This is a genomic window from Nostoc sp., from assembly GCF_036919815.1.
GTDB lineage: Bacteria > Cyanobacteriota > Cyanobacteriia > Cyanobacteriales > Nostocaceae > Nostoc.
In genome coordinates this window covers 21,517-40,442 of the sequence record NZ_JBALCE010000097.1, presented here as the reverse complement: position 1 = coordinate 40,442, position 18,926 = coordinate 21,517, and the positions used below count along the sequence as shown (strand labels likewise).

At 43.5% G+C, this 18,926-nt stretch carries 13 protein-coding genes; 7 read left to right on the top strand and 6 right to left on the bottom strand.

The annotated features are described in order from the left end of the window. Positions 1-100 precede the first annotated feature (100 nt). Positions 101-1,996, top strand: coding sequence for an N-acetylmuramoyl-L-alanine amidase (locus V7K15_RS23130; protein WP_334909170.1), 1,896 nt, complete (start codon positions 101-103; stop codon positions 1,994-1,996). A gap of 129 nt (positions 1,997-2,125) precedes the next feature. After that, positions 2,126-2,992, top strand: a complete 867-nt coding sequence (murI, locus tag V7K15_RS23125) for a glutamate racemase (RefSeq protein WP_334909168.1) — start codon at positions 2,126-2,128, stop codon at positions 2,990-2,992. A gap of 88 nt (positions 2,993-3,080) precedes the next feature. Here the strand turns inward: murI and V7K15_RS23120 are convergent, their stop codons facing one another. Next, complete coding sequence (locus tag V7K15_RS23120; protein WP_334909166.1) at positions 3,081-3,275, bottom strand: hypothetical protein; 195 nt, start codon at positions 3,273-3,275, stop codon at positions 3,081-3,083. A gap of 948 nt (positions 3,276-4,223) precedes the next feature. On the opposite strand from V7K15_RS23120, the gene sds reads away from it, so the two are divergent. After that, positions 4,224-5,195: a solanesyl diphosphate synthase gene (gene sds, locus V7K15_RS23115; RefSeq protein WP_334909164.1), complete on the top strand. Its 972-nt coding sequence runs from the start codon at positions 4,224-4,226 to the stop codon at positions 5,193-5,195. A gap of 209 nt (positions 5,196-5,404) precedes the next feature. Here sds and V7K15_RS23110 read toward each other — a convergent pair whose 3' ends face one another. The 3 genes from V7K15_RS23110 to hemW all read right to left on the bottom strand — a co-directional run bounded on the left by V7K15_RS23110 (position 5,405) and on the right by hemW (position 8,722). Further along, positions 5,405-6,526 carry a THUMP domain-containing class I SAM-dependent RNA methyltransferase gene (locus V7K15_RS23110; protein ID WP_334909162.1) on the bottom strand — a complete coding sequence of 374 codons (1,122 nt, stop codon included), beginning with the start codon at positions 6,524-6,526 and terminating at the stop codon, positions 5,405-5,407. A gap of 116 nt (positions 6,527-6,642) precedes the next feature. Beyond that, positions 6,643-7,530, bottom strand: a complete 888-nt coding sequence (locus V7K15_RS23105; RefSeq protein WP_334909160.1) for a UTP--glucose-1-phosphate uridylyltransferase — start codon at positions 7,528-7,530, stop codon at positions 6,643-6,645. 10 nt (positions 7,531-7,540) lie between these two features. Then, positions 7,541-8,722: a radical SAM family heme chaperone HemW gene (gene hemW / locus V7K15_RS23100; protein ID WP_334909158.1), complete on the bottom strand. Its 1,182-nt coding sequence runs from the start codon at positions 8,720-8,722 to the stop codon at positions 7,541-7,543. 320 nt (positions 8,723-9,042) lie between these two features. On the opposite strand from hemW, the gene V7K15_RS23095 reads away from it, so the two are divergent. After that, positions 9,043-10,119 carry a PIN/TRAM domain-containing protein gene (locus tag V7K15_RS23095; RefSeq protein ID WP_334909156.1) on the top strand — a complete coding sequence of 359 codons (1,077 nt, stop codon included), beginning with the start codon at positions 9,043-9,045 and terminating at the stop codon, positions 10,117-10,119. A gap of 413 nt (positions 10,120-10,532) precedes the next feature. Here V7K15_RS23095 and V7K15_RS23090 read toward each other — a convergent pair whose 3' ends face one another. After that, positions 10,533-11,006: a hypothetical protein gene (locus V7K15_RS23090; protein ID WP_334909155.1), complete on the bottom strand. Its 474-nt coding sequence runs from the start codon at positions 11,004-11,006 to the stop codon at positions 10,533-10,535. A 205-nt stretch (positions 11,007-11,211) separates the two neighbouring features. Here V7K15_RS23090 and hetZ point away from each other — a divergent pair, with 205 nt between their 5' ends. The 3 genes from hetZ (at position 11,212) to V7K15_RS23075 (ending at position 16,018) form a co-directional block, all read left to right on the top strand. Next, on the top strand, positions 11,212-12,417 hold the full coding sequence (gene hetZ, locus V7K15_RS23085; protein WP_334909153.1) for a heterocyst differentiation protein HetZ: 1,206 nt from the start codon (positions 11,212-11,214) through the stop codon (positions 12,415-12,417). Next, positions 12,410-13,387: a PatU gene (locus V7K15_RS23080; protein WP_334909151.1), complete on the top strand. Its 978-nt coding sequence runs from the start codon at positions 12,410-12,412 to the stop codon at positions 13,385-13,387. The genes hetZ and V7K15_RS23080 overlap by 8 nt, the downstream gene beginning before the upstream one ends. 318 nt (positions 13,388-13,705) lie before the next feature. Further along, on the top strand, positions 13,706-16,018 hold the full coding sequence (locus tag V7K15_RS23075; protein ID WP_334909149.1) for a transglutaminase TgpA family protein: 2,313 nt from the start codon (positions 13,706-13,708) through the stop codon (positions 16,016-16,018). A 602-nt stretch (positions 16,019-16,620) separates the two neighbouring features. On the opposite strand, the gene glgB is transcribed toward V7K15_RS23075, so the two are convergent. Further along, positions 16,621-18,912: a 1,4-alpha-glucan branching enzyme gene (gene glgB, locus V7K15_RS23070; protein ID WP_334909147.1), complete on the bottom strand. Its 2,292-nt coding sequence runs from the start codon at positions 18,910-18,912 to the stop codon at positions 16,621-16,623. Positions 18,913-18,926 lie beyond the last annotated feature (14 nt).

Genomic DNA, 18,926 nt, shown 5'->3' with positions numbered 1-18,926 from the left:
TGTCTTAATAACAGCGCAAAACTAAAGTGTGTGCGGTGATGGTGTGAGGATTTGCCAATATGTTGACGGCTGCCATGAATGTGAATTAGGAGAAAGGACTGTGAAATTACACTGGTTACTATCCAGTACTATTGGAACTATCTTCATGCTATCGTCGCCGGCAATGGCCGCGAAACTTGAATCTTGGCGTTTTGATGGCAATCAAAACAGGCTGGAAATTAATACTTTAGGGAATGTTCAACCCCAAGCACAATTAATTTTTAACCCTACTCGTTTGGTAATTGATTTGCCGGGAACCACATTTGGACGTCCGCAGCTAACCCAACAGGTGGGCGGGGGAATTCGTTCGATTCGGGTTGGGCAGTTTGACGAACAAACAACGCGGATAGTCGTTGAATTGACTGCTGGTTATACTCTTGACCCCAAACGAGTCCAATTTTTGGCCACAACTGGCGATCGCTGGACAGTGCAATTACCTACGCCAGAAGCCGAAAATGTCCCCGCAAAAAATACTGATGGGCAACAAGGAGAAGTTATAGCCAGAGAAACTTCACCGAGAACATCTACACCAACGTTCTCCCCAAGGAATATTTACAATGTGGTGAGAACCGGCATTCTCAATCCACCTAACAACAGAATGCTTGTCGCTAGAGTTACTCAAATTGAGAACTTACGGGTAACAGGTGATGGGTTTTTCATCACTACAACTGGTGGTAATCCTCAGATTCAGGTAAATCGTAGCAACGATCAGAAAGCAATCAATATCGACATCACTGGCGCAACTTTATCACCAAATCTAGAGCAGCGAGATTTGGTGATTAATCGCTATGGTGTCAGCCGTATCCAGTTCAACCAACTGCAAACAAGCCCATCTATTGTTCGCCTGACTTTACAGGTGGATGAAAATAGTCCAAATTGGCGAGCAACTACTAGCAGTAGTGGTTTTGTGGTTCTACCCAATAATGGCGTTGCCCAGTTGCCTGGAGGTAACAGTCTACGCCCTATACAACCCGCTAACAACTCAACAGCGAATATTCAGTCTGTGGAACTGGTTAATAATGGCACACAACTGCTGATTAGAGCCGACCAAACTTTATCTGCTACAGGCGGCTGGGATAGAACCTCTGGTCTGTTCCGCATCACTATTAACAATGCTAAATTAGCTCCCAAAGTCATAGGCCCTACTTTTAATGCTAATAGCCCGATCTTGCGGGTACGCCTCCAACCAGAAGAATCCAATACTGTCATCGTTTTGGTTCAACCAGCTGCAGATGTGCAAATTGGGGAACTCAACCAGATTGGCGACCAGCTTTTAGCTCTACAATTACAACGCTCTGGTAGCATCACACCGCCCATTGCTTTACCTCCCCTGCCATCAGTAAACTCAGGACAATTCCCAAACCCCACAGATAATCCCCGGACAATTTCCCACCCACGGACACACTCCTCGGTTCCCAGAGGGAAATTGCTAGTAGTTATTGACCCAGGACATGGTGGAAAAGACTCAGGTGCCCCTGGTCTGGGTGGACTTTTAGAAAAGGATGTAATCCTGCCTATTGGTAAAAGGGTAGCAGCAATTTTAGAGCAAAATGGTGTACAAGCGGTACTAACGCGGGATGCTGACTTTTTCGTAGAACTTCAGGGACGGGTAGAGATTGCCAAACGAGTTAACGCGACTTTGTTTGTCAGCATTCACGCTAATTCGGTTGATAATCGCCCTGATGTCAATGGGTTAGAAGTATATTATTACGACAGTGGTTATGCTCTGGCGGAAGTAGTTCGCAATACCATCCTTCAGGACATCGGTACTATTAAAAACCGGGGAACCCGCAAAGCCAGATTCTACGTCCTCAGGAAAAACTCCATACCTTCTATTTTAGTGGAAACAGGCTATATGACTGGTTACGAGGATAATCCGAGATTGGGAACGCGAGAGTATCAAAATCGCATGGCAGAAGCGATCGCTCGTGGTATTCTCAAATACTTACAGCGCTAAGATAGTACAAATTACTAATTAAAGAGGTGGTATTTAAACTTCTTTTCTGTGCAGAATTTAGTGGTAAATTAGTGAATTCTCTGCTAGATTCTGTATTTTATATCCAAAAACCTAAATCAATATCTGCCTGTGTATTCATCTTCCATCTTTGAAGGAAATCTTGGCAATTTTTCAGATCAAGAACCCCAACGCGCACCAATTGGCATCTTTGATAGTGGTGTGGGTGGACTGACAGTACTGCGACAACTATATCGGCAACTCCCCAATGAATCAATTGTTTACTTTGGGGATACAGCTCGACTTCCTTACGGAATTCGTTCACAAGCAGAAATTTTACAATTTACGCGTGAAATTATTACTTGGCTACAGCAGCAGCAGGTAAAAATGGTGATTATGGCTTGCAACACCAGTTCCGCCCTAGCGCTAGAAACCGTGCGTCAAGAATTCAACATACCCATTTTGGGAGTGATTCTACCAGGGGCAAGGGCAGCAGTACAGCAAGGAAAGCGCATTGGTGTGATTGCCACTCCAGCTACGGCTAAGAGTAATGCTTATAAGCACGCCATACTCGAAATTGATCCTAATGTCGAAGTTTGGCAAGTTGGATGTCCAGAGTTTGTGCCACTCATTGAGCAAAATCGCATTCACGATCCTTATACTGCTGAAGTAGCACGAGCCTACTTAGAGCCTTTATTAGAGAAGGAAATTGACACCTTAGTTCACGGCTGTACCCATTATCCCCACCTCACACCAGTACTGCGATCGCTCCTCCCCTCTCAAGTCCAGTTGATTGATCCAGCCGTTCATGTTGTCGCAGCTTGTGCCCAAGAGCTAGACTTACTCGGCTTAAAAAACACCCACTCACCACTGCCAACTCGCTTCGCCGTGAGCGGTTGTCCGCAGCAGTTTTCCCAGTCAGGATTGCAGTGGCTAGGTTATACCCCAATGGTTGAAGAGGTTTGCTTCACTAATACTGCTATTTCTCAACTACAATAAAACTACTTAAAAAATCATAAGTTAGGAGTTTGAAATTATTAACTCCTAACTCCTGTAGAGACGCGATTAATCGCGTCTCTACAAACTCCTAACTATTAACTACTTCACTTACCTTTGTCCTTACTGATATCTCCTGCTTGTGTTTCCCTTTGGCAGATGAAGGCAAACTTGTAGGAATAGTCTTTGTGCCCGTTCGCTTTGCCAGTGCTAATAACAGGTACACTGTGAACAAATATCCAGACGCTAAAATAAAAATCATCATAGACATACTTCCGTAAATCATTAGTTCTACCAGTACCTTTTCAAACGAATATAAAATTGCATAAAATTAGTAGAACCTCAGCCAACCAAGTACATTCTTGATGGCTCTAGCTGACTATGGTAAAATTACCTATAGAGATAAAATTATCTACGGGCAGAGAATTTATTATCTAATGCGACTTCTTGCAGACCATAGATACCATAGTAGTTAGCTTGCCATTTGGCAATCTAAAACTCCGATTCTCAGGTGTCTACTTTATCTGTTTTATTTTTGCTCAAACTGATGTGAAAAGAGCAATGCTTGCGCTAAACGTGCGCTGAAGACGTGTAGCGGCTTTCCATAGGCATATCGCATAGCTCCAAATCAGGAGTTTCGCTGATCGTAGGAAAAATAAAAGGAATTATTTCCTTAATCTAAGCTACGAGTAGTTATTTTAGACTTACATCACCAAGCTAGTAAAATCAACTATTAGCTGACTTGACTTTGGTGTGTGAATATCTGAAAAATTTAAAATTCCTATATTTTAGCCTAACACAAGGACTCGGAATTTTAAGCCCAGTTTGATGCTAAATTTCAAATTTTTTGAATAGCTGCACTTCAGTCTTGGAGAAATTTAGTCTTACCCATTGCCGAAAAATTTAAATTGTATCCATTTTGTCAATAAGTAATATTGCTTAAATTACGTTTTAATCTGTGGGGGGAAACGTGGACTAGGAAATTACTTAACACAATTTAAGCTTATATTTATTTCCATCTACTGAGAATTCCTGTTTTAAATTAGTTTAAAACCGAAATTTCCAATAATAAAGCATAATTGCTTATTGACATAACCACTATCAAGCTTAATTATCACCCATATACTCATAAATATGGGATTACTTTATGAAAACTTTGCACTGGCACAGCGTTATCTTAAAATGAGTGTAGGATATGTAAACTTTCGTAACCTAAGCCAGAGTCCGCCCATCCATGACCCCAGCCACCTCCCTGTTTACCCCTGTGGAAACAGACCTGCGACTACTAGCAGATAACCTAAAACAGCTAGTTGGAAATCGCCACCCCATTTTGTTTGCAGCAGCCGAACATTTATTCGGAGCTGGGGGAAAGCGTATTAGACCAGCAATTGTCCTGTTAATGTCGCGGGCAACAATGTTAGAACAAGACATTACGCCGCGTCACCGCCGCCTTGCTGAGATTACAGAAATGATTCACACAGCCAGCTTGGTACATGACGATGTGCTAGATGAATCAGACGTGCGGCGAGGCGTTCCCACCGTTCATAGTTTGTTCGGGAACCGCATTGCGATATTAGCAGGAGATTTTCTCTTTGCCCAATCGTCTTGGTATTTAGCAAACTTGGACAATTTGGAGGTGGTGAAACTGCTCTCAGAAGTGATTATGGATCTGGCTACTGGGGAGATCCAGCAGGGACTGAATCGTTTTGATGTTAGTATCTCTATTGAAACTTACCTCCAGAAGAGTTATTACAAAACAGCTTCGTTAATCGCCAACAGTTCTAAAGCTGCTGGGTTACTCAGTGAAGTTTCACGAGAAACTGTTGAGCATATGTATAGCTACGGTCGTCATTTTGGTATAGCATTTCAAATTGTTGATGACATTCTAGATTTCACTAGTACAACAGATGCCTTGGGTAAACCAGTGGGGTCGGATCTCAAAAGTGGTAATCTGACTGCACCCGTTTTATTTGCTTTAGCCCAAAAACCATCTTTGGAAGTGCTGATTGATCGAGAGTTTGCCCAAGATGGGGATTTAGAGCAAGCACTGGAACTAATTAAAGATAGTGAAGGTATACAGCAGGCGCGAGAGTTAGCTGCTGACCATGCTAAGTTAGCAATTGAACATCTTGCAGTTCTCCCACCCTCAGAATCCCATCAGGCATTAATTAACATAGCTGAGTACACACTGAGTCGCCTCTATTAAGTCAGTTATCAGTTCTCAGGTCGAAAGCGGGGATTTAGGTGTAGGGTGGAATGGCACTTACTTAGGGACTTGCAATTAAAAAAATCTCTCAGTTGTAAGTGTAGGGTGAAATGGTACTTACTTAAGCAAAAGTTGCTGCCTAGATCCAGCGATTTAGTAAGTGACATTCCACCCTACTAATATTGAAGAATTTATTTTTTAGGATTGCCTTAGTACAGATCATATTTCATTAACTGACAGGGCAACGTTCCGTTGTACACCGCAATCCTCTGGGATGATTTTAGTCCAATCGATTGAGATAGTTCTTTGTTGCCACTCAGCACAAACGCAGTCCAGCCTTTGAAGCGTTGTTTTAGGACATCGCCCAAAAGTTTATAGAACGCCCCTAAATCACTATCTCGCCCCAGCCGTTCACCATAGGGTGGATTGCAGAATAAAACCCCACTGTCTGCGGGGGCGACAACATCGGCAAGTTCCATTTGAGAAAACCAGACATGGTTATCAACGCCGCAGTTTTGGGCATTGTTAATCGCTTGCTCAATTATATTTTCATCGCGATCGCTTCCCCAAATAGGCGCAGTTAGGGTATCCAGTTGGCTGTCTTTAGCTTCTTGGAGCAGTTTTTCTAAAAGGGGCAGGTCAAAATCGAGCCAATTTTCAAATCCAAAGCAATCCCGAAATAGCCCTGGTGCGATGTTAAGTGCCTTTAAGCTAGCTTCCAGGGGTAAGGTGCCAGATCCACAGAGAGGATCATAGAACATCTGGTCTGGCTGCCAGCCCGAAAGCTGAATTAGAGCAGCAGCCAGAGATTCCTTGAGAGGGGCTACTCCAACCGCAGGACGGTAGCCTCGGCGGTGTAAACTATTTCCAGAACTGTCGAGTTTGACGGTACAAAAATCGCGTTCAATATGAACATTGATCCGCACATCTGGGTCATGAAGCTCTACATTTGAACGTTCGCCCAGATTTTCCTGCTGCTGGTCAACGATCGCATTTTTGATCTGGAGAGATGTGAAGTGGGTGTGATTGAGGCGATCGTTTTTGCCTGTGGTAGTTACCGCCAGGGTCATGTCTGGCGTAAGATAGTTTTGCCAATCGATGCTCTGGATACCGCGATAGAGATCCTCAGCATCAAGGCATGGAAAGTCATGGATATTCACCAAGATTCGGAATGGTAGCCTAGCCCAGAGGTTGACGCGATAAAGTAGAGTGCGATCGCCCTCAAAGGCTACACCGCAAAACCCTGGCTCTACGGAATGGGCACCCAGTTGCTCTAACTCTTGAGCCGCAAGGGTTTCTAATCCGCGAGCAACCGTTGCAAAATAATTCATAATTTGTAATTCGTAATTCGTAATTAATGGCTACTAGTAACTCAATTTATTGGTGGAGATGTCTAAAAAACATTATTCCTTTTTCAGAGCAAGCGACTTTTTGAACTAAGATTAATTTAGAAATTTCTAAAATCAATCATTGTTTGGCGATAAGCATCTGGCAAACCTGTATCAAAACACTTACCTTTAACAACATATCCGGTCATTCCCTCTTCTTTACGCAATCTTTCCAGACAGGATGTTAACTGAAATTCACCTCGTTCTCGGAAATTTATATTGATGTGTTCTGCGAGAAAGTCAAAAATTTTCGGAGTTAGTAAATATAAGCCAAATATACCTAAAAAGTCATTTTCTGCCATTCCCTCTACACGCAAATGCTGTTGTGCATACTCAATGGTAGGTTTTTCATAGAGTTGTGTAACTGACAAAATCGAGTTTAACTCTAGCCAAACTCCCGTTACACACCCAGCTTTATGAATAATCTCTGCTGGCATTGTAGTTAAACTCACAACGCTTTGATTAACTTGTTCGTAAACATCTAAAACTTGATGAGCACAAGATTTTTCAATGTCAGATGCATAAATGTGGTCGCCCAACATTAATAGAAACGGCTCATTTTGTACCCAATCCTGGGCACAAAATACCGCATGACCATAGCCTAATTGCTCCTCTTGCAATAAAATGGTAATTCTCTTGCCTAAATCTTGCAAATATTGGCTATATTCTTGATTTTGTGGTGAAAGTTTATTTAAAAGTTCTTTTTTGGGTGGATTTTTCAATAAATCTTCAAATATTTCTTTGTCATCTGGCTGTACCACGATCGCTACTTCTGCAATTCCAGCACTGATTGCCTCTTCAATAATTGCGATAATCACAGGTTTTGCCCTACCATCTCGATCAATAATCGGGAAAAGTTCTTTTTTGACAACTTTGGTAGCTGGAAATAACCGAGTCCCAAAACCAGCCACCGGAATCACAGCTTTTCTAACTTTATTTTTCTGCATAAATGGATCGTCACCCCAACTTTTCAAACAACTCCGCCAACACCACATTAGAAAACAAAAAACCTTGTGGATCAATCAAACGCAACCTTCCCCCACCAATTTCCACCCAACCTTGATCAACGTATGGTTGCAAACATCTGCAAATTTCCTCCACTTTCTCTTTCCCATAAGCTTCCGCCAACGCCGCCAAATTCACACCCTCCGCCAAACGCAACCCCAACATTAACGTTTCTAACAATACTTCCTTTGGGGGAGTCACATCACAATCAATCACACCGCCAGCTTGTACCCACTGGTAATACTCCCTAGTTTTACGCGGACGAGTAAAGCGTTTCCCGTTAACATAACTCGCTGCACCCATACCAAAGCCATAATAAGGGCGGTTTTCCCAATAAACTCGATTATGCCGACACTGATGGCCAGGTTGGGCATAATTGGAAATTTCATAATGTTCGTAACCTGCATCAGTCAAAACCTGCTGCCCTATCTGGTACATTTTGACTGTGACTTCATCCGTGGGCAAAGGAGTATCACCAGGTTTGTAATAACGACCAAAGGCTGTACCTGGCTCAATGGTAAGATCATAGATGGAAATGTGAGTTGGTACAAGCGCCACCGCTTTTGCTAGGGAATCTTGCCATTGAGCCAAAGACTGATGCGGCAACCCGGAAATTAAGTCTAAACTAAATTCGGGAATCTCGACTTGGTGGATTAGTTCCACTGCTGCAAATATATCTTCGACTGAGTGCGATCGCCCCGCCGTTTGCAATAATTCTGCTTGAAAGGCTTGTAGACCTAAACTTACCCGGTTCACGCCTGCACTGCGATAGCCTGCTATATGTGCTAAATCAAAGGTGCCTGGGTCGATTTCCATAGAAATTTCTGCCCCAGACGCAATCCCAAAATGCTTCTCTAGCTCTGTCACTATACCTTGTAACTGCTCTATTGATAGCAGCGAAGGAGTACCACCACCAAAGAAAATTGTCTTCAGGGGTTGACCAAATGCTGGTGTCATGGCAATTTCTTTACATAGCACCTCAACATATTGGGAGATAGTACCAGATGTTTCGCCCCGCAAGCGATCGCCCACAACAGACACCGGGAAATCACAATAAAAACACCGCCGTCTGCAAAAGGGAATATGCACATAAGCAGAACTCGCAATTCCCGAAATACTAAATTTTTGACTCATTTTGAGAAAATTTTTAAGTTAACCCAACTGCGAATTAGAGACAATGAAAATGAGTCGTTTATTTACAAGTTTTTGTCCTTTTACAATAAGATGATCAAAAATATTAAGATAAAAGCCTTTCGTTATAATAATTGCAGATATTGCCCTACTAAACCCTTAGTGTAAGTCAACAGTGAGCGAAGCCGAACTGTTGACCCTGAGGGTTCGCGTAGCGTCTCGTAGAGAAGCCGAAGGGTCAATATTGATTAGTTTATCTTACCGATGAAATAAAAAATACTTAACTTTATCGGTAAACACAGTTGTAGGAAAACAAGACAACCATGCTTGACGCCATTATTATTCTCTCATTTATCCTAGCAGCGTCGGGAATAGGGTTCTACAGCATTGAACTACTACCCAATAGCACGCTAGATCAGGTAACAAATCTTGAAGCTTTACGCTTAGTTGTTGCCGTCTTTGCCGCGATTATTGGTGGTGCGATCGGGCTGAGTTTCCAGACGACATATCGTCGCCTAGAATCACAAATCAAAGAAATGCCTCTGGAAGTGATCTTAACTCGTGCCATTGGCTTAGTGATTGGGCTATTGCTAGCTAACCTGATGCTAGCCCCACTCTTTTTACTACCTATACCAGCAAATTTTGGATTTATTAAGCCACTGGTGGCAGTTGTCGGCAGTATTATCCTCTCCGTTACTGGGATGAATTTGGCAGATACCCACGGGCGAGGCTTATTGCGGTTCATTAATCCCAACACTGTCGAATCGATGGTAGCAGAAGGAACGCTAAAACCCGCCAATACCAAAGTTTTAGATACCAGTTGCATTATTGATGGTCGCATTGAAGCTTTACTAGAAACAGGGTTTTTGGAAGGACAAATTCTCGTGCCGCAGTTTGTCTTACAAGAACTGCAACAAGTAGCGGATGCTAGCAAAGACCAAAAGCGGGTGCGGGGAAGACGAGGACTAGAAATTCTCAACCGCATTAAGGAAGAGTATCCCGATCGCATCCTGATTAATACAGTTGACTACGAAGATATTCCCACAGTCGATGCCAAGTTAGTGCGCTTTGCCCAAGAAATTAGCGGCACACTGCTAACCAACGACTACAACTTATCCAAAGTTGCCAGTGTCCAGAAAGTACCTGTTTTGAATGTAAATGACTTAGTGAATGCCGTCCGTCCCAGTTATTTACCTGGTGACAACCTTGATTTGAAAATTCTCAAGGAAGGTAAAGAACCCAGTCAAGGCATTGGCTACCTAGATGACGGCACAATGGTTGTTGTCGAAGAAGGTAGCAATTATGTGGGTGGTGAACTGCGGGTAGTAGTCACTAGTGCTTTACAAACTACAGCAGGACGGATGATTTTTGCTAAACCCCAAGCTTCAGCATTGGCATGAGAAAAGAAAATTATAATCTCTTTCCTAAGAGGAGAGAGATTATTTTATAGGACTTACGCCAAATATCTCTTTGCCTTTGATTTCTCCGTGTTCTCTGCGCCTCTGTGGTAGCCTGCGGCAAGCCGAAGCGTCTACGTTATTCCCTACCTCTTGCGTAAGTCCTATTTTATTTAGAAGTTCTTAAGTCTGAGACTCTGTTCACTGGGAAACTAAAATTTTAAAACGGAAAAATGTTCACTGAGAACTGTTTTTTAAGAAATTTTAGGTTTCATCAAGAATTGAGCCAGTCGTGTGGTGTAAGTGAAAGAAAAAATTTATTTTTTCCTTGATTTAGAAAACTTTTTTAAAGTAATTTGAGATTTAAGATTTTGGATGTGGGATTGTATCTAAAAAATCCTACATCCAAAATTTTTCTATGCAATATCAGGGGGTATCTGTTTAGGCGATCGCTGTTGTCGCAACTCTTGTTGCATGAGTTTTTCTAGTTCAGTTCGCCGAACTTCAACGGTATGGGTGGTCTGACCCGGCGTTTCCAAAAAAACAATACTATCTACGGGTTCTAATGCCACCATTTGGAACAAAATATGGGTTACAGGAACAATTTCAGCTAGCATTTGAGGGTCAAGCCCAGCAGGGGAAATTAGAGAGACATCCTGTATGGTAGGGAAAGCGTAGATAACACGCTTTTCCAATCCTGGATTAGCACGATTGCTTAATGTAGTTAAAACCCAACTTGCCTCCGAATTTTGGAGAATATAGTAGTGGGAGTAGCGTAATTTTTGAGCGATCGCTCTAAGAGCAGGAGCAATTGCTTGAACAAGATGTGGTGTCATACCATCGCGGGGTGCATTGTCAATCAGCAATTGAATTTGTGCTTCTAAATCCATAATGACTTGTATACGGCTCCTGGGTAATGGCAATAACATCTATCAAAGTGTGAACAATCCCATCAAAGTTGGGAATAATAAAATCAGCCACATCCTAAATATAGGATTGGTCTGCGTTTAGCTTATACGTAAAACCAAAAAAGCCAATACCCACAGTCGTACAGGTTGTATTTAAAAACGTTAGGGTCTTTTGAAAACTGAGACTATGAATTTAGCCGCAACCGCAACTATTCCATCTGCAAATATTCTGGGAGAAAATTCTAAAGGCGTGGAGGTGATCTTTCAACTCCTGTCCAGGGAGTTTCAGCAGTCAACCAAAGCTTCGGCACAAAATTGCCACGATGTCGCAACACGTATTACCACCGAAGTCTATCGGATTTGTCATGAAAGCAAACGTATCCAAGCTTCTGGAACTGTAGAAAGCTCGGCGATGACTCTAGCTCGGCATCGGCTGCAACAGTGTCTCAGGTACTATCAATTGGGTTCAAATCGGGGCAGGGTAGAATTACACAGTACTCTGAGTGCGATCGTTTATCGATACATTAATCCCCCTCAGAAGCAATTGAGCTATCAAGGGCGGCTGACTATAATTGAAGATTTCCTCCAGAGTTTTTATCTAGAGGCATTGAACGCTTTCCGGCGAGAAAATCAACTCGATGCCACTTATCGCCCTCAGACACTTTTAGAATTGTCTGAGTATATGGCATTCACCGAGCGCTACGGCAAGCGACGCATTCCCTTACCAGGCCGTCAGCAGCAGCTAATTATTCTGCGGGCGCAAACTTTTTCCCAACACCAGCCCCCAGAAACCAGCGTAGATATAGAACAAGCCGCAGAAGGTAGCAATAGTGAAGCCGACGGTTCTTGGGAAGAACCAGCAGTTTACCAATTGCGCTCCACAATGGCAACGCAAGTCGAACCCGAACCCGAAGAAGACACCTTGCGCTCCGTTGTCGTTACAGAATTAATGACTTATCTCGAACAACGGCAACAATCTGACTGCGCTGATTACTTTTCTCTGCGCCTCCAGGATTTATCAGCACAGGAAATTGAGTCGGTTTTAGGTTTAACCCCTCGTCAGAGAGATTATTTGCAACAGCGCTTTAAGTATCATTTAATTCGGTTTGCCTTGTTGCACCGTTGGGAATTAGTTCACGAATGGCTGGAAGCTTCTTTGCACACCAATTTGGGCTTAACTCCCCAGCAATGGCAAGTATACACAGCACAGCTGGACAATAAGCAACGGTCTTTACTAGAGTTGAAGCAACAAGGACAAGCCGATGAAAAAATAGCAAAAACTTTAGGGCTGTCAATGGCACAACTTCAAAAACGGTGGTTTAAGATTCTTGAACAAGCTTGGGAAATTCGTAACTCATTAGTATCCGGATCAGGTGCATCTACTCATGAATAGTGACTCAGAATCCTTACAACACCAGTGTCTCGATTGGTTATTGACAGATAATGTCAAAACTAACGAGGAATCGGTAGAATGTGAGGAAAATGACGGGGTAAAAAACCTCCTCAAGGAAGCCACTGCTTCAAAAAGCAGTGAGCCAGAATTGGGAGGAAAGCCCCAGACCTTTCAATTGGGAGAAATTCCTACTGTGCAAGATCGTTTCCAAGCCGTCCTTAAGCGTCGGTTACAAATCCAAGTCCAAGACCACCCTCCGTTGTTTCCTTGGGAAACACACTTAATCGAGTATCCCGATTTTATTGATGAGCCGTCAATGACACTCGTCCCTACCTGGGGGTGGATGGTACAACAATCGAAGTTGAACCTACCGCGTCCCTTACCGGAGAGAGTTTTCCGGCAATTGCTAGAACAGTGTCAGGCGTTGGTTACATCTTCAGTGCCTCTGGGGGCAAAATTAGTTCAAGCGGTGGAGAACTTTTTTCCCAACGACTCTCAAGCACTAAACGATATAGCTGGATTGGTGCTAAGAAGCACCTATCGGTCTGTAAATACTTTGGAGACACTGCCCAATCTTCAGAGCGATTACTCAGATTTACAACCGCGCCAACAGATGGCTTTGTCGTTGCTAGCAGCTAAACAACTGCTGGAAAATTTGACTCTACCAGTTTCAGCAACCAGCCCAGTGGTAGAAAGACAATGGCTAACGAGTGTTGGTACTTTGAACATCAAAGTAGAATACCAGTCTCTAGGTAAACTTACGAAGTTACTTGTTCAAGCTGAGTTACCCGTTAAAGGAACTTTGACGTTGCGGGGAAGTGGCACCTTAGCAATGACAACATCTTCGACTTCGGGATACTTAAGTGTAGAGTTAGGCTGTGAACAACTTCACCCAAGTTATACCCTGGAAGTTGAGTTTCCAGAAATAGACCAACAGTCGTTGTTGTTTGTCATTAGTCTCACGATTTAGTTTAAATCGCCACCGCTAGCACACTACGTCGATCAACGCCAATATATATTAAGAGGATTTTCCTGCTTTTGAAGCTTATCTTATTTTTCAACAGGCGGTCATTAGGGTGTCTACGAGAAGCAGTTATTACAAAGACACAAAGACGCGAGGACACGGAGAGAGTATTTGATAATTTCTCCGCGTTCTGGCGTCTTGTTTTCTCACCGTGTCTCCCCCGATCAATCATTTCATTTTTTATTTGACACAGTAGTAAGGTAGGCAATTACGTCTCCGGTATTGTGTCCGTTGCATCTACATCATTGCTTCCTTTAAACTCAAATGTTTAACTTATCCAGAATAAATCGGTTTTGGCCTCTGCCTGTAGGTAATTTCTGGCGGCGAAATCCGCACGGGTCGCGTTTGATAGAAGTGGAAGATTCAATTTTCTTGCGGGTGCTGGTGCTAGCGTTGGTTATTTTGGGAATTGTGGCGACAGATATCGCCGCCCAGACTTCATTCAGTTTTTGGGCGTTACCCCTGAGTGCAATAGGTGCGATTTGGAGTTATTATCGTCGCCGCGATGCTAATGTTGCAGTTAAATTCTGCATCGCCATCGGAATGTTAGTAGCACTGGGTGCTTTGTTTGGGCGGGTAGTGGGGGAGTTGAATGATACGCGGTTGAGTTTGGCAGAGTTATTAATTCAACTACAGGTGTTACACAGCTTTGATACACCCCGCCGCAAAGATTTGGGCTATTCGATTGTTATAGGAGTGATTTTATTAGGTGTGGCGGCAACCCTAAGTCAGACTTTAGCATTTGCACCTGTGTTGCTGTTATTTTTAGCGATCGCTCTCCCAACTTTAGTATTAGATTATCGCTCACGTTTGGGTTTGCAGCCATTAAAAACTCAAAAAGAAAAATCCCATCAGAAGAATTCCTCAACTCTTAATTTTAAATTTTTAATTCTGAATTTTTTACTAATTGTCGGTCTGGGGCTGGCAATTTTTGCTATTTTACCCCGATTCCCTGGCTATCAATTACGGAATTTTCCGGTAAGTTCTGCAATTCAAGTAAAAGGTAATTTTACAGGACGTAGTATCATTAATCCTGGTTATGTCCGCCAAGGTAAAGGTAGTAATCAAGGTAGTGGTACGGGGCAAAACCAAACTGGTCAACCCGGAAAAGTAGATAATGACTTTTATTACGGTTTTAATAGCCAAATTAACCAAAATCTGCGCGGTGAGATGAAACCCAAGGTTGTAATGCGGGTGCGATCGCAAGCTGAGGGTTTTTGGCGAGTACTAGGATTTGACCGTTATACAGGTAAGGGATGGGAGGTTTCCCGGAATGAAGATGTTACGACTGTCAGGCGATCGCCTTGGTCTTACCAAATTTTTCTTTATCCATCTGTGCTTACTGGTAAAACCCAAGAGGTAGTCCAAACTTATACAATGGTGTCGGATTTGCCTAACCTAATTCCAGCGATGACTTATCCCAAGGAAGTTTACTTTCCGACACCATTGATCGCTGTTGATCAAGAAGATGGATTGCGATCGCCTGTGGAATTATCAGAAGGACTCACCTACACAGTAATTTCCGCAGTACCATACCGCGATCGCACTTTATTAGGTAAAGCTTCTACTAATTATCCAAAACATATTAAAAAGTATTATCTACAAATCCCTCCCGAAATTGCCGAAAAAGTCCGGCAACAGACTGAAGAAATTCTCGCTAACTACAATCAAGACGGAGTTACAAAGTTTTCTAAAAGCCTCGATTCACCCTATGAAAAGGCTCTCTACTTAGCTCAATACCTGAAGCAACACTACTCTGTTCCCCAAAATCCCTTTGGATTGCCTTATTTGAATGAAAAAGAAGACTTGGTAGAAACTTTTTTGTTTAAGCAAAAAGGAGGCTATCCAGATCATTTCTCTACAGTTCTGACGGTGATGTTGCGTTCCATTGGCATTCCAGCGCGGTTAGTGGCGGGGTTTAGTGCCGGAGAATTTAATCCATTTACAGGGCTGTATGTTGTCCGTAATACTGACGCTTATGCGATGACGGAAGTGTATTTTCCTAAATATGGTTGGTTTGCCTTTGACCCCATTCCTAATCATCCCCTGATACCACCATCTGTTGAAGACACTCACAGTTTTAGTGTGTTGCGCCAGTTGTGGCACTGGGTTGCTGGATGGTTGCCCTCTCCGGTGACAGGTTTGTTAAATAATGTATTTGAGACAATATTGAGTTGGATAATTAGAGCGATCGCTTGGTTTTTAGCTTTATTCTCTCAAGGTTGGTTTGGCGTATTAACTGGCTTAATCTTGGCAACTATAGCAGCTTTCTGGGGTTGGCTGGGTTGGGGTCAGTGGCGAGAGTGGCGCAACCGTCGATGGTTAAAGAAATTGCCAGCAATGGAAAGCCTTTATCAACAAATGCTGCAATGGACAACCCAAAAAGGTTTAGGCAAACATCCAGCCCAAACCCCCTTAGAGTATGCCACAGTCTCATACCAGCATCATGCCCTAGCAACTGCTGAGGTAATTGATGAGATTAGCCAAGCCTATGTTAGTTGGCGTTATGGTGGTCATACGCCTAACTTGAAGCGATTGCGAGAAATCTGGCAAGAACTGAAAAAGGGGACTAAGTAATTCAAGACTTCGCATAAATTACTGCCGTTGCTGAATCTAGGGATGAATCTTGTGGGGTGGGTATCTTACCTGCCCCAAAATACAATGGACGGGCGAGACGCCCATCCCACAAAACCCCCGCTCGATTCTCAAAGACCGCGCCACTGCTGATAATCATGAGAATGGGCGAGGTGCAGCCATCGAAGCATTAGCCAGCAATTTCAAAGAAGACCCGGACATGCGCTCGATTCTCAAAGACCGTGCCACTGCTGATAATCATGAGGATGTGCAACGTGCGGTCAAATTAAATATAAAACCTCACCCTGCCTCCGGCTTCCCTCTCCTTAATAAGGAGAGGGATTGAGGGTGAGGTTTGATCTTATATTTAATTACGCCTACCTACTTATCGCACTTTGATTGAGTTTAAAGTTACTAGGACTTATGCACACTCTACGAATTCTTCTCTACAAGACGCTGCGCGTTGGCAGAAGCCTGTTGTAGAGATGGCGGTTCGGATAAATTAAGCTTCTTGTAACCCACGGAGGTGGGTTTTGTCTGTGTAGTTGTGGTTTCTAACCGCCCTTTCAACTTTTAACTGGGTGGGCGATACCCACCCCAAATTGTTATCCCATCACCTCAGCAGTCTTCTTCTTATCCAACTTAAGAATCAACACACCCAAAGGTGGCAAACACAAATCTAGCGAATAGGGATGACTGTGCAAAGACCAATCATCCGCCCACTTACCACCTAAGTTGCCCATATTACTGCCGCCATAGGGTCGCGCATCACTATTGAATAACTCGGTATAAAATCCCTTTTGTGGTACACCAATGCGGTAGTGTGAATGGGGTTGCGGTGTAAAATTGCAAACCACGATCGCAAAATCATCAGAATCCTTGTCACGACGGATGAAGGAAACTACACTATGGCGATTATCGCTACAGTCAATCCACTCAAACCCTGCTTGGGCAAAATCCTGGGTGTACAAAACTGGTTCAGAACGGTAGAGATGGTTCAAATCCTGGAAAAACCTTTTTAACCGTTGGTGGGCTTCATGCTGCAATAAATCCCACTGTAAATCTGTCCAATCATTCCATTCACTCCACTGCCCAAACTCCATGCTCATAAACATGGTTTTCTTGCCTGGGTGAGCAAACATATAGCTAAATAAACAACGCACATTCGCTAACTTCTGCCATGTATCCCCCGGCATTTTACCGATGATATTGCTCTTACCATGCACCACTTCATCGTGGGATAGAGCTAGCATGAAGTTCTCGCTGTGGTTGTACCACATACTAAAGGTGATATTGTTTTGGTGGAACTGACGGAACCAAGGGTCCATGCTGAAGTAATCCAGCATATCGTGCATCCACCCCATATCCCACTTCAAGTTAAAGCCCAGCCCGCCTGTATAGGTAGGCCAAGATACCATTGGCCAGGAAGTAGATTCTTCCGCAATTGAGAGAATACCGGGGAAATAGCTAAAGATAATGTGATTTACCTGACGCAGAAAATCTGCTGCTTCGAGGTTTTCTCTGCCGCCGTACTTGTTGGGCAGCCATTCTCCAGGTTCGCGGCAATAGTCGTTATAGAGCATCGAGGCAACAGCATCGACACGAATCCCGTCAATGTGGTACTTGTCAAACCAGAAGAGGGCATTTGCTGCTAAGAAATTACTAACTTCATGGCGACCGTAGTTGAACACCAAAGTACCCCATCCTTTGTGTTCGCCCTTGCGGGGGTCAGAGTGTTCGTAGAGGTGGCTACCATCAAAGAAAGCTAAACCATGTCCATCCTTGGGGAAGTGACCGGGAACCCAATCTACAATTACCCCTAGATCATTTTGGTGACATTTGTCAACAAAATACATGAAATCTTCCGGGCTGCCAAAACGGGAGGTGGGGGCATAGTATCCAGTTACTTGATAACCCCAAGAACCATCAAAGGGATGCTCCGCAATCGGCAGCAATTCTAGATGGGTGTATCCTAATTCTTTAACATAGGGAATAAGTCGGTCAGCTAATTCCCGGTAGGTAAGGAAGCGTGCGCCTGGCTTCAGTTCGGAAACGATAACTACAGGTTCAGTTTCACCATTGGGGAGTTTCGCTGGTTCGGCACTCGAAGCGTGTAACCAAGAGCCTAAATGGACTTCATAGACTGAGACGGGCTGAGTCAGGGGATCAGAGCGACGCCGCTTTTGCATCCAATCTTCATCAGCCCAACTATAAGTATTTAAATCAGTGACAATAGATGCCGTTTTCGGGCGGGGTTCCTGCTGGAAACCGTAGGGATCGGATTTTTCGTAAATGTGTCCTTCAAAATTTTTGATTTCATATTTGTAATGCTCTCCCACACCGATTTCAGGAATAAATAATTCCCAAACCCCGGTGCGGCCTTTACGCATCTGGTTTTTACGCCCATCCCAGAGGTTGAAATCTGCCAACAATGAAACATTACGAGCGTTGGGTGCCCAAACAGCAAAATAAACGCCCTTAACTCCGTCTATTTCCGTAGGGTGCGCTCCCAGTTTTTCGTATATCCGGTGATGGTTCCCTTCTTTAAATAAATGCAAGTCAAAGTCTGTCAAGTGGGGAGAACGGAAAGCGTAAGGGTCATAAATGACACGCTCATGTTCACCCTCTTTAATCCGTAACTGGTAGTTTGCTAGTTCTGCGGTTTCAATGGTGCATTCAAAAAACTGGGGATGATGCACTGTTTGCATCGGGTATTCTTTGCGTTGTTCAGGAAGAACCACCCATGCGGCACTTGCATTTGGTAGATAGGCTCGCACAGCCCAGACAGTTTTGCCATCTTGTTCTATGGGATGAGAACCTAGTATTTCAAAGGGATCGTTATGCTGATTCCAAACGATGCTGTTAACCTGTTCAGGGGCGATCGTGGTCATGGACATGAAGCTACCTAAGT